This window comes from Ruegeria sp. CE6 (assembly GCF_056537485.1).
Genome location: NZ_JBQFRR010000006.1, coordinates 15,642 through 28,640, shown reverse-complemented (window position 1 = coordinate 28,640; position 12,999 = coordinate 15,642). Strand labels below are relative to the sequence as shown.

The 12,999-nt window shown below is 58.2% G+C and carries 9 protein-coding genes; 7 read left to right on the top strand and 2 right to left on the bottom strand.

Annotated elements, in window-relative coordinates:
- The first annotated feature begins 52 nt into the window (after positions 1-52).
- From ACR0DK_RS19310 to ACR0DK_RS19280, 7 genes are all read left to right on the top strand, one after another.
- Positions 53-1,486: an NAD(P)-dependent oxidoreductase gene (locus tag ACR0DK_RS19310; protein ID WP_170466699.1), complete on the top strand. Its 1,434-nt coding sequence runs from the start codon at positions 53-55 to the stop codon at positions 1,484-1,486.
- A 109-nt stretch (positions 1,487-1,595) separates the two neighbouring features.
- Entirely contained in the window at positions 1,596-6,128 is a 4,533-nt protein-coding gene (gene gltB, locus ACR0DK_RS19305; RefSeq protein ID WP_480737680.1) for a glutamate synthase large subunit, read from the top strand.
- Positions 6,129-6,295: 167 nt separating this feature from the next.
- Positions 6,296-7,264 (top strand): Hint domain-containing protein, encoded by a 969-nt coding sequence (locus tag ACR0DK_RS19300; RefSeq protein WP_255611981.1) that lies wholly within the window; start codon positions 6,296-6,298, stop codon positions 7,262-7,264.
- A 38-nt stretch (positions 7,265-7,302) separates the two neighbouring features.
- Complete coding sequence (gene mtgA, locus ACR0DK_RS19295; protein WP_170598598.1) at positions 7,303-8,043, top strand: monofunctional biosynthetic peptidoglycan transglycosylase; 741 nt, start codon at positions 7,303-7,305, stop codon at positions 8,041-8,043.
- A gap of 60 nt (positions 8,044-8,103) precedes the next feature.
- A complete protein-coding gene (gene fzlA / locus ACR0DK_RS19290; RefSeq protein WP_170399162.1) occupies positions 8,104-8,769 on the top strand; it encodes an FtsZ-binding protein FzlA in 666 nt (221 codons plus the stop codon).
- A 76-nt stretch (positions 8,770-8,845) separates the two neighbouring features.
- On the top strand, positions 8,846-9,883 hold the full coding sequence (queG, locus tag ACR0DK_RS19285) for a tRNA epoxyqueuosine(34) reductase QueG (protein WP_170515246.1): 1,038 nt from the start codon (positions 8,846-8,848) through the stop codon (positions 9,881-9,883).
- A 62-nt stretch (positions 9,884-9,945) separates the two neighbouring features.
- The gene (locus ACR0DK_RS19280; RefSeq protein ID WP_480737677.1) at positions 9,946-11,949 is read left to right on the top strand and encodes a hydantoinase/oxoprolinase family protein; all 2,004 of its coding nucleotides are present in this window, start codon (positions 9,946-9,948) and stop codon (positions 11,947-11,949) included.
- A gap of 26 nt (positions 11,950-11,975) precedes the next feature.
- On the opposite strand, the gene msrA is transcribed toward ACR0DK_RS19280, so the two are convergent.
- Both msrA and msrB read right to left on the bottom strand, forming a co-directional pair.
- The gene (gene msrA, locus ACR0DK_RS19275) at positions 11,976-12,488 is read right to left on the bottom strand and encodes a peptide-methionine (S)-S-oxide reductase MsrA (RefSeq protein ID WP_480737675.1); all 513 of its coding nucleotides are present in this window, start codon (positions 12,486-12,488) and stop codon (positions 11,976-11,978) included.
- Positions 12,488-12,934, bottom strand: coding sequence for a peptide-methionine (R)-S-oxide reductase MsrB (msrB, locus tag ACR0DK_RS19270; protein WP_170399151.1), 447 nt, complete (start codon positions 12,932-12,934; stop codon positions 12,488-12,490). Before msrB ends, msrA begins: the two co-directional genes overlap by 1 nt.
- Between the last annotated feature and the right edge of the window lie 65 nt (positions 12,935-12,999).

The window sequence follows — 12,999 nt, the reverse complement described above, 5'->3', positions numbered from 1 at the left end:
GAATGACTTCACTTAAAGAACCCTGACCAAGCCAATTCATGGAGTCTGACCCGTGGCCAAGCAACCGATGCTGAAATTTGTGCAGATCGATCGTGTCATGCCTGAAAAGCGTGCCGCCAGTGACCGCAAAGAGGACTTCGATGAAATCTATGCCGAGTACGCCGCGGAGAAGGCGGCCGAACAGGCCAGCCGATGCAGCCAGTGCGGAGTGCCCTATTGCCAGTCCCATTGTCCGCTGCACAACAATATCCCTGATTGGCTGAACCTGACGGCAACCGGGCGGTTGGAAGAGGCGTATCAAACAAGCCAGGCTACCAACACTTTCCCTGAAATCTGCGGCCGCATCTGCCCACAGGACCGTCTGTGCGAAGGCAATTGCGTGATCGAGCAATCAGGCCACGGTACGGTCACCATCGGCTCGATCGAGAAATACATTACCGATACAGCCTGGGATAAAGGCTGGGTCAAACCCGTTCAGCCTCGTGCCGAGCGCGACGAAAGCGTGGGTATCATTGGCGGTGGACCCGGTGGATTGGCAGCGGCGGATATGCTGCGCCGGGCGGGTATTCAGGTCACGGTCTATGATCGTTATGACCGTGCGGGGGGGCTGCTGATGTACGGCATTCCCGGTTTCAAGCTGGAAAAGGATATCGTCCAACGCCGAAATGACCTGCTGGCAGATGGTGGTGTTGCATTTGAGCTGAACTGCGATGTGGACGCCGCGAAATTCGCGGAAATCCACGCGAAACATGATGCGGTGATTATTGCAACGGGCGTCTACAAATCCCGTGATCTGTCCATGCCCGGCAGCGGTCTGGGTGGGATTGAAAAGGCGATCGATTTTCTGACAGCCTCGAATCGCAAAAGTTTTGGCGATGCGGTTGATGACTTCGACAATGGCCGCCTGAACGCGGAAGGTAAGAAAGTGGTCGTCATCGGCGGGGGTGATACCGCGATGGATTGCGTGCGCACGTCGATTCGTCAGGGTGCGACGTCGGTCAAATGCCTCTATCGCCGCGACCGCGCCAATATGCCGGGCTCGCAGCGCGAGACCCAGAATGCCGAGGAAGAAGGCGTGATCTTCGAATGGCTTAGCGCACCCAAAGGCTTTACCGGCGATGAGCAAGTGAACGGTGTCATGGTGCAGAAGATGCGTCTGGGCCAGCCCGATGCCTCGGGCCGTCAGGCTCCCGAAGTGATTGAGGGCGCAGACTATGTCGAAGAGGCCGATCTGGTGATCAAGGCGCTTGGATTCGAACCCGAAGACCTGCCCACCTTATTCGGCCAACCCGATCTGCCTGTGACCCGCTGGGGTACAATCAAAGCAGCGTTCCAGACCGGTGCGACCGAGATGGAGGGCGTTTATGCCATCGGCGACATCGTGCGCGGTGCTTCGCTGGTGGTCTGGGCGATCCGTGACGGGCGCGATTGCGCAGATGCCATAATTGAGCGTTTTAACGCCAAATCCGCCATCGCAGCCGAGTGAAACAAAACGCAAAAGCAATTCGAAAAATCCCAGCGGGTATGCGTTCGAAAGCGAACGCCGACAGATGAACCAAAGCCTGTGTGCCCCCTTGGGAAAAAGGAGACAGCCAATGACCAAATATGAAGCCGATTGGGTGCGGGCCGAGGAAGCCAAGCGCAAATGGATGGCAGAAAACGGTCTCTATTCAGAGGAAGAAGAGCATTCCTCGTGCGGTGTGGGCCTTGTTGTGTCCGTCGATGGTAAGCCGTCACGCAAGGTGGTGGATGCCGGGATCGATGCGCTAAAGGCAATCTGGCATCGCGGCGCGGTGGATGCGGACGGTAAAACCGGGGATGGCGCAGGTATCCATGTTCAGATCCCGGTCCCATTCTTCTATGATCAGATTCGGCGCACGGGTCATGAACCAAACTTGGATGAACTGGTTGCTGTCGGTCAGGTTTTCCTGCCCCGCACGGATTTTGGCGCGCAGGAACAGTGCAGGACCATAGTCGAAACCGAAGTTCTGCGCATGGGTTACTATATTTATGGCTGGCGACATGTGCCGGTTGATGTGACCTGTCTGGGCGAAAAGGCCAACGCGACCCGGCCCGAGATCGAGCAAATTTTGATCTCGAACTCCAAAGGCGTGGATGAAGAGACATTCGAGCGTGAGCTCTATGTCATTCGTCGCCGTATTGAAAAAGCGGCGCTGGCCGCAGGAATCTCGGGGCTGTATCTGGCGTCGCTCTCTTGCCGGTCGATCATCTACAAAGGCATGATGCTGGCCGAGCAGGTCGCTGTTTTCTACCCCGACCTGATGGATGAGCGGTTCGAGTCTGCTTTTGCCATTTACCACCAGCGCTATTCGACCAACACGTTCCCGCAATGGTGGCTGGCTCAGCCCTTCCGTATGTTGGCCCACAACGGTGAGATCAACACGCTGAAAGGCAACATCAACTGGATGAAAAGCCACGAGATCCGCATGACCTCGGACAGCTTTGGCGTCTATGCCGAGGATATCAAACCGATCATAGCGGGCGGATCGTCGGATTCCGCCGCATTAGACTCGGTATTCGAGGTCTTGGTGCGTGCGGGGCGCTCGGCGCCGATGGCGAAAACCATGCTGGTTCCGGAAAGCTGGTCCAAGCAAGCTATCGAGCTGCCGCAAAGCTGGCGCGACATGTATTCCTACTGCAATTCAGTGATGGAACCTTGGGATGGCCCTGCTGCGCTGGCAATGACGGATGGCCGCTGGGTATGTGCCGGTTTGGATCGGAATGGTCTGCGCCCGATGCGCTATGTGGTAACCGGCGATGGTCTGGTCATCGCGGGGTCCGAGGCGGGTATGGTGCCGATTGATGAGGCCACCGTGACCGAAAAAGGCGCGCTGGGACCGGGCCAGATGCTGGCTGTCGATATGAAAAAGGGCAAGCTGTTCCGCGACAAGCAGATCAAGGACAAACTGGCCCGAGCACTGCCGTTTGGCGACTGGGTCGGCAAGATCAACGATCTGGACGAGTCACTTGCGGGCGTGACGGAACACCCGAAATTCACCGGAGAAGAACTGCGCAAGCGTCAGATCGCGGCCGGGTATTCTGTAGAAGACCTAGAACAGATTCTTGCCCCGATGGCAGAGGACGGCAAAGAGGCGCTGGCTTCGATGGGGGATGATACGCCCTCGGCTGTTCTGTCCAAGCAATACCGCCCGCTTAGCCACTTTTTCCGGCAGAACTTCAGCCAGGTGACGAACCCTCCGATCGACAGTTTGCGTGAATACCGTGTGATGTCGCTGAAGACGCGGTTCGGCAACCTTAAGAACGTGCTGGACGAAGACAGCAGCCAGACCGAGATCATCGTTCTGGAAAGCCCCTTTGTCGGCAATGCACAATGGGACACCCTGGTCAATCAACTGGGTTCACCCCTTGCGGAGATCGATTGTAGCTTTGAACCCGGCCGAGGCGCTCTGAGCGCCGCCTTGGCACGTGTTAGAGCCGAAGCAGAAGAAGCCGTGCGCTCGGGCGCGGGTCACTTGGTTCTGTCTGACATGAATTCAGGGCAAGGTCGTGTGGCGATGCCGATGATCCTGGCCACCAGTGCTGTGCATTCGCATTTGACCCGTCAGGGTTTGCGGACCTTTTGTTCGCTGAACGTGCGGTCTGCTGAATGTGTTGATCCTCATTACTTTGCGGTTCTGATCGGCTGTGGCGCGACTGTTGTGAACGCCTATCTGGCCGAAGATTCACTGGCTGATCGCATTGACCGTGGTCTGCTGGACGGCACCCTGACCGAAAACGTTGCGCGCTATCGCGAAGCCATCGACCAGGGTCTGCTGAAGATCATGGCCAAGATGGGTATTTCGGTGATCTCGTCCTATCGCGGTGGTCTGAATTTCGAAGCCGTGGGTCTCAGCCGCGCGATGGTGGCCGAGTATTTCCCGGGTATGACCAGTCGTATCTCCGGCATCGGTGTCACCGGCATTCAGACCAAAGTCGAAGAAATTCATGCCAAGGCGTGGGACAGCGGTCTGGATGTTCTGCCCATCGGAGGTTTCTACAAAGCGCGTAAATCGGGTGAGACCCACGCGTGGGAAGCAACCTCAATGCACATGATGCAAATGGCCTGTAACCGCGCCTCATATGAGCTGTGGAAACAGTATTCGGCCAAGATGCAGTCCAATCCTCCGATTCACTTGCGCGATCTGATGGATTTCAAGCCGCTGGGCAAGCCGGTGCCGATCGAAGAGGTCGAATCGATCACTTCAATCCGCAAACGCTTTGTCACTCCAGGCATGTCGCTGGGCGCGCTCAGCCCCGAGGCGCACAAGACACTGAACGTGGCGATGAACCGGATTGGCGCGAAGTCGGATTCCGGCGAAGGTGGTGAAGATCCGGCGCATTTTGTGCCTGAACCCAACGGTGACAACCCGTCGGCCAAGATCAAACAGGTGGCCTCGGGCCGGTTCGGCGTGACCGCCGAATACCTGAACCAGTGCGAAGAGCTTGAGATTAAGGTCGCCCAAGGCGCGAAACCGGGTGAGGGCGGTCAGCTGCCGGGTATGAAAGTCACAGACCTGATCGCGCGTCTGCGGCATTCTACCAAGGGCGTGACCTTGATATCACCGCCGCCGCACCACGACATCTACTCGATCGAGGATTTGGCGCAGTTGATCTACGACCTGAAACAGATCAACCCGCGCTGTAAGGTGACGGTAAAGCTGGTGGCGTCTTCGGGCGTTGGAACGATTGCCGCCGGTGTGGCCAAGGCGAAAGCGGATATTATCCTGATTTCGGGTCACAATGGCGGAACGGGCGCGTCGCCCGCAACCAGTATCAAATACGCTGGACTGCCGTGGGAGATGGGCCTGACTGAGGCGCATCAGGTTCTGGCGATGAACAACCTGCGCGACCGTGTGACTCTGCGGACGGATGGTGGCCTGCGCACCGGTCGCGACATCGTCATGGCCGCGATGATGGGCGCTGAGGAATACGGCATCGGTACCGCCGCCCTGATCGCAATGGGCTGTATTATGGTGCGTCAGTGCCAGTCGAACACCTGTCCGGTGGGCGTGTGTACGCAGGACGAATCGTTGCGTGCCAAGTTTACTGGTAACGCGGACAAGGTGGTGAACCTGATCACCTTCTACGCACAGGAAGTGCGAGAACTGCTGGCTAGCCTCGGCGCACGTTCGATTGACGAAATCATCGGTCGTGCTGATCTGCTAGCACAGGTCAGCCGCGGATCGGCGCATCTGGATGATCTGGACCTCAACCCGCTGTTGATCACCGTCGATGGCGCACATGATATCGTCTACAACCGCGACAAGGATCGTAATGCAGTGCCGGATACGCTGGATGCCGAGATTGTGCGCGATGCAGCACGGTTCCTGAAAGACGGTGAGAAGATGCAACTATCTTACGCGGTGCAGAACACGCATCGGACCGTGGGTACACGTGTCTCAAGCCACATCGTCCAGAATTTCGGCATGCGGAACACGTTCCAGGACGATCACTTGCATGTGAAACTGCAGGGTTCGGCCGGCCAGTCGCTGGGGGCTTTTGCCGCTCCAGGTCTCAAGCTGGAGGTCTCGGGTGATGCCAACGACTATGTCGGCAAGGGGCTTTCGGGCGGCATGATTGTTGTGCGACCCCCGCAGGTGAGCCCGCTCAAGGCGGAATATAACACCATCATTGGCAACACCGTCCTATACGGTGCCACCGATGGCCACCTATTTGCAGCAGGCCGCGCAGGTGAGCGGTTCGCGGTGCGAAATTCAGGTGCCAGAGTGGTGATCGAAGGCTGCGGCTCGAACGGATGTGAATACATGACCGGCGGTGTTGCGGTTATTCTCGGCGATATCGGTGCTAACTTTGGTGCGGGGATGACGGGTGGTATGGCTTATCTGTACGACCCCGAAGGCAAGGCCGAAGCGCTGATGAACATGGAGACGCTTGTCACCTGTCCGGTGACAGTGGACCATTGGGAAGATCAGCTGAAAGCAATGATCGAGCGCCATGTCGCGGAAACCAATAGCCGCAAAGCCATTGATATCTTACAGCATTGGGATGTGGAAAAGACCAACTTCCTGCAGGTTTGCCCGAAAGAGATGTTGAACAAGCTCAGTCATCCTCTGACCACCGAGGTGGCGGCGGTTCCTGCAGAATAGGTCTTGAGAGATCTAAATCTTTGGCCCGGCGTGTCGTTCCCAACACGCCGGGTATTCTTTTGTCTGGCCATATTGTTTCCAATTCTTGTGTAATGCCGTGCATAACGCCTAGCTTTAGTCATAGTTTATTCGGGAAATGCAGGCATGCTGCTATCCCAATGATGTGAGTGAAGTGGAATATCGGTGTGCCCACGACGTATACAGACCAGTTTTTTGTGCTCGACCCGGCCAATCCGGGTGCGAACGGAACCGTTGTTGGATCCACGCTGAACGTCGAGTTCTTTGATATCATCGATCAGAATGACGATGATCTGGTCAACCGGCTGAATGGAGACTCGGTCGACGGATCTGACATCACTGCGTCTTACTTCGATGATATGGTGACGATCGAGTTGCCGGGTGGTGCGCAGGTTACATATACCGGCGTTACCTTCTACCTTGCTGACGGGCGCGAGGTTTTTACCCCAACAGACGGATCGGTTCTGCAGCAAGGCACGTTTGTTTCTTCGTCAGTCACCGATTTTAGCGATGATGGGGCTTCGTTTGGTTCGGTCGATATCGCCAACGGTGATCTCGGTCCGCCCTGCTTTACGCCCGGCACATTGATTAATACCCCCGATGGGCCCCGGCCGGTCGAGGACCTGAAACTTGGAGATCTGGTTACGACCGCGGATAGCGGCGCTAAACCTGTGCTCTGGATTGGTCGGACCAAGGTAGCAGCCGAGGGTAAACTGGCCCCAATTCGGTTCGAGACAGGGATGTTCGGGCTCACGCGCCCTCTGCTTGTTTCGCCGCAGCACAGGATGCTGATCGATGATTGGCGTGCACCCTACCTGTTTGGCCATGAAGAAGTTCTGATCGCTGCCCATTGTCTTGTGAACGGAACAACAGTCACGCGTGTCGAAGGGGGCGAGGTGGATTATATCCACATTCTGTTCCGGCGACATGAGATCGTGTTCGCCAATGGCGCCAAAAGTGAAAGCTACTACCCGGGACATGCACTGACCCAGGCCGAGCGTCGGACGCAAGCAGAAGTATTGGCCTTGTTCCCGGAGTTGGCGGCGCGCGGAGCAGCCTCAGTCAGAACTGCACGCCCGGTTGTGCGACCGCGCGACGGACAGATGTTGTCGAAATAATCCGTTTCAAATACGCCCTTCGCGGCGTATAGCAAGGCATGGCAAAAAAAGCAGTCCGCAAACCGCGCGGTAAGAAAAAGAAGGCGTCCAGATCAAACAAAACAACAGGCCCCATCGCTCGGATACGGCGCTGGGCCCTTCGTGTTGTTCTGGCGATGGTCGTGGCTTTTGTGTCTTTGGTTCTGATCTATTCAGTCGTGAACCCGCCGGTCACGCATACGATCTGGTCCGAGTGGCGTCGGCTTGGGAAGGTTGATCGCGAGTGGGTGCCGATCGAAGAGATTGCCCCGATCATGGCGCGGTCGGTCGTAGCAGCCGAGGATGCCAACTTCTGCCTGCATTGGGGCTTTGATGTCGAAGCGATCCGCGATGCGCTGGAAGATGGCGGCAGCCGGGGTGCATCGACCATCACGCAGCAGGTGGTCAAGAATGTATTTCTCTGGCAGGGGCGCAGCTGGGTCCGCAAGGCGCTTGAAACCTCGATGACACCGGTTGTTGAAATCGTCTGGAGCAAGCAGCGCATTCTCGAAGTGTATCTGAACGTCGCGGAAACCGGACAAGGGATCTTTGGCGTCGAGGCCGCGGCGCAGAAGTATTATGGGGTGAGTGCGGCAAAAATGTCTCCGACACAAGCGGCGCGTGTGGCGGCGATTCTGCCATCCCCGCGCAACCGGTCGGTGACGGATCCATCGGTGCGGACCCGCAGGCGTGCCGCGTCAATTCTGGATGGAGCGGCCACCATCCGCGCAGATGGACGCGCCGCGTGTTTCGAGGATTGAAACCCAGACCCCTCAGCGGCTAAAGCTTGAAGGGTACTCTACTGGTTCGAATGGAAGTTCATGGCGCGTCTGTTTCACGTTCCCCTCTCGCCCTATTGCCGCAAGGTTCGCCTGTCTCTGGCCGAAAAGAAGATCGAGGTTGAGCTGGTCGAAGAACGATACTGGGAACAGGACCCGGATTTTTTGCGCCGCAACCCGGCGGGTAAGGTTCCTGTGCTGCGACTGGATGGTCAGATCATGGCCGAAAGCGCCGCGATCTGCGAATATATCGAAGAGACCCGACCCGAGCCACCCTTGATGCCTAAAAAAGCCGAAGCACGTTATGAGGTGCGGCGTTTGGTAGGCTGGTTTGATGACAAGTTTCACCACGAGGTGACCTCAAAGCTACTGTATGAGCGGGTGAACAAGAAAGTAACGGGGCAAGGCTATCCGGACAGCAAGAACGTCAAGGAAGGCGCGCGCGCGATCAAGTATCATCTGGATTATATGGCCTGGCTGCTGGATCACCGTCGCTGGCTGGCCGGAGATCAGATGACATTGGCCGATTTCGCCGCGGCGGCGCATCTGTCGGCGCTGGATTACATTTCGGACGTAGATTGGAACCGAAGCTCTGCGGTGAAGGACTGGTACGCCAAGATCAAATCCCGCCCGGCGTTCCGCTCGATTCTGGCGGATCAGGTTCCGGGATTCCGGCCACCGCCACATTACGCGGATCTGGATTTCTGATAGATTGAGGGGTAGGGGGCTGTCCGCCCCCTCTTGGCCATTGGGCCAATTCACCCCCGAAGGTATTTTTGGCCAGATGAAGAGCGGATCGGAGTTGAAACAGCGGTTGGTGGAGCAAGCCTTGTCTGAGGGGTTTGTCGCCTGTCGGGTTTGTCGTCCTTGGGATGTGCCCCTTGTTCCCGAACGGTTGGATGCCTTTCTACAAGCCGGATATCATGGCCAGATGGGCTGGATGGCTGAGCGGGCTCATTGGCGCGGTGATCCGTCTGTGCTGTGGCCTGACGCGCGGTCGGTGATCATGCTTGCGGAGAGCTATACGCCCGAGCATGACCCGACTGCGGTGCTGGCGCATTCCAACTTGGGCGCCATTTCGGTTTATGCGCAGAACAAGGATTATCACGATCTGGTTAAGAAGCGCCTCAAACGATTGGCGCGCTGGCTGATTGCCGAGGGTGGGGGTGAAGTGAAGGTGTTTGTCGATACTGCTCCGGTGCCAGAGAAGGCGCTGGGGCAGGCCGCTGGGCTAGGCTGGCAGGGCAAGCATACCAATCTTGTCAGTCAGGATTGGGGAAATTGGGCCTTTTTAGGGTCTGTTTTCACAACTTTGGATTTGCCTGTGGATGGCGCTGAGGTCGACCATTGTGGCTCATGCCGCGCGTGTTTGACGGCCTGTCCGACCGACGCGTTTCCGGCACCGTATCAGTTGGATGCGCGGCGCTGTATTTCGTATCTGACCATCGAGCATAAGGGGCCGGTGGAGGAAGAGCTGCGCGCGCTGTTGGGCAACCGAATCTACGGCTGCGATGATTGTCTTGCGGCCTGCCCGTGGAACAAGTTTGCGGTCGCGGCCAGTGACCTTCGCTATGCGGCGCGGGAGGAGCTAAAGGCGCCTCCGTTGGCGGAACTGGCGCAGCTGGATGATACAGCATTCCGCGCGATGTTCTCGGGCTCGCCGATAAAGCGGATCGGCCGGAATCGGTTCGTGCGGAACGTGCTTTATGCGATTGGGAACTCAGCGGTGCCGGCGTTACTGCCGGTTGCTCAGGCGCTGACCGATGATCCGGATCCGACCGTGGCTGATGCAGCGCGCTGGGCGGCATCCCGGTTGTCGTAAACAGGCTGGACGCGCCGCAGGAAAACGTTACACCCGGTTCTGGCGAACAGATGGAGGACCCGATGGCGTTGGCTTTGGGGGTGGATACGGGCGGAACCTATACGGATGCGGTGCTGATCCGGGATGAGCGCGAGGTGATCGCGTCGGCCAAATCGCTGACCACACGAGCGGATCTAGCGATTGGTGTGGGGCGCGCGGTTTCTGCTGTGCTAGAGACGGCTGATGTGTCTCCGGATCAGATTGGGATGGCATCGTTGTCGACAACGCTGGCCACCAATGCGTTGGTCGAAGGCCAGGGCGGGCGCGTGGCGTTGATCTATGTCGGGTTTCGGGAAAGCGACCTTGAGAAACACGGTCTAAGAGAGGCGTTGAAGGGCGATCCGGCTTTGGTTCTGGCCGGGGGGCACAACCATGCCGGGGGTCAGGTCGCCGAATTGGATGTTGCAGGGCTTGAGGCCTTTTTAGACTCACATTCAGGCATTTCCGGTTATGCGGTTGCGGCACAGTTCGCGACCAGGAATCCGGCGCATGAACTGGAAGTGGCGCGCGTGATTTCCGAGCGTACGGGAGTGCCGGTCACGTGCTCTCATCACCTGTCGGCCAAGCTGAATGGGCCAAAGCGTGCGGTGACCGCCGTGCTGAATGCACGATTGATCGGGATGATCGACCGCTTGATCGGGCGCGCGCAGGATCAGTTGCGCGCGCAGGGCATCACCGCCCCAATGATGGTTGTGCGCGGGGATGGCGCTTTGATGAGCGCCGAGCAGGCGCGGGAGCGTCCGATTGAAACGATCCTAAGTGGCCCTGCGGCCTCTATCGTTGGCGCGCGCTGGTTGACCGAAGCTGAGAACGCGCTGGTGTCCGATATCGGCGGGACTACGACCGACGTCGCGCTGATCCGGGATGGCAAACCCGCCATCGACCCTGCAGGCGCGCAGGTTGGCGGTTTCCGGACCATGGTCGAAGCGGTTGCGATGCGGACTCATGGTTTGGGCGGTGACAGTCAGGTGCATGTGGTGACCGAAGGCTTGGGCGGCGGTGTCTTCCTTGGGCCGCGTCGGGTGCTGCCGGTGTCGCTGATCGCAGCTGAGGCCCCGGATGTGGTACATGCGGCATTGGATGAGCAATTGCGGGCGACGACCGTAGGTGAACATGACACGAGGTTTGCCCGTCGTGTGTCGGGTATCCCCGCCGATGGGGTCGGGCCGCGTGAATCAGTGTTACTGGACCGGTTGGAGGATCGTGTTGTGCCGCTCAGCAGTCTGTTGCAAACCCGGATGGAGCATGGGGCACTGGGTCGTTTGGTGGATCGCGGGATCGTACAGGTCTCGGGTGTCACCCCTTCGGATGCCAGCCATGCTCTGGGGCGGCTTGCGGATTGGGACTGCTCGGCAGCGCTCAAGGCGCTGGAACTGATGGCGCGTAAGCGGGTTGGATCAGGGGACAAGCTGGCAGTATCGCCTGAAGCGCTGGCTCAGCTCATTGTCGATCAGTTGACGGAACAAACCTCATTGACCTTATTAGAGACTGCTTTTGCCGAGGAAAGCCATGGGTTTGACCAGCCTGCAAGAGATCTGGCCCGGCATGTTCTGACGCAGCGCGGGCTGGCGAAACACCGTGGGTTGTTGGCATTGGATGCCGCGCTGAATGTGGATGTGGTGGGCCTTGGGGCTTCGGCCCCCAGCTATTACCCGGCAGTCGGAGAGCGGTTGCATTGCAAGATGGTCCTGCCAGAGCATGCCGGTGTTGCAAATGCCATCGGTGCGGTTGTCGGGCGGCTGACCCTTCGGCGTGCCGGTTCAGTTACGTCCCCGGCCGAAGGCCGCTATCGGGTACATCTGGAAGAGGGGCCGCAGGATTTTTCGGACTCGAATTCCGCTCTGCAGCTGCTTGAAGACGTGCTGCGCAACGAGGCTGAGGGCGCGGTGCGCCAAGCAGGTGCCGAGGATATACGCGTGACAGTCGACCGCGATATCCGCACCGCCAAGATTGAAGCGCAAGAGGTATTCGTCGAAGCGTTGATCACGGTCGAGGCCAGTGGACGACCTCGGGTGGCGGTCGGATAGCCCCGCAAGGGGCTATACCGCGCATATCATTCTGCCGCACTGGAGCGTTTTGGCAGCACCCAGTCCGGGCGCGGGAAATGGCAGGTGTATCCGTTGGGGATGCGCTCTAGGTAATTTTGATGCTCGGACTCGGCTTCCCAGAAATCGCCGACGGGTTCGACTTCGGTCACCACATTGCCGGGCCAAATGCCACTGGCGTTGACATCGGCAATTGTATCTTCGGCCACCTGTTTCTGGGCATCGTCCACATAGTAGATCGCCGAGCGATAACTCATTCCGCGGTCATTGCCTTGACGATTCAGGGTGGTCGGGTCGTGGATCTGGAAAAAGAACTCTAGCAGATCGCGATAGGTGATCTGGGTCGGGTCGAACCAGATTTCGATCCCTTCAGCATGGGTGCCGTGGTTGCGATAAGTTGCGTTTGGCACATCGCCGCCGGTGTACCCGACGCGGGTGCGCGAGACGCCGGGCAGTTTGCGGATCAGGTCCTGCATGCCCCAAAAGCAGCCTCCGGCCAGAACGGCGCGTTCATCGGTCATCAGATATCCTCCACATGGATCAGAAATTCGCCATACCCTTCGGCCTCCATCTCGTCGCGATGAATGAACCGCAGCGAGGCGGAATTGATGCAATAGCGTAGCCCGCCATGTTCGCGGGGGCCATCGGGAAACACGTGGCCCAGGTGGCTGTCGCCGTGTTTCGAGCGGACCTCGGTCCGGATCATGCCATGAGTGGTGTCGCGAAACTCTTCGACATGTTCATGTATGATTGGCTTGGTGAAACTGGGCCAGCCGCAGCCGGATTCGTATTTGTGGGTCGAGGCGAACAACGGCTCGCCCGAGACGATATCCACGTAGATGCCCGGTTCCTTGTTGTTCAACAGCTTGCCAGTGCCCGGGCGTTCGGTGCCGCTGCGCTGGGTGACGTGAAATTCTTCAGGTGAGAGGGCCGCAATGACCTCGGGGTCTTTGGTATAACGGGACATGGATCCTCCGGTGTTTGAATGATGATGTCCTATTTGGGCATAGATGCGCAGGAATCAAAACCATA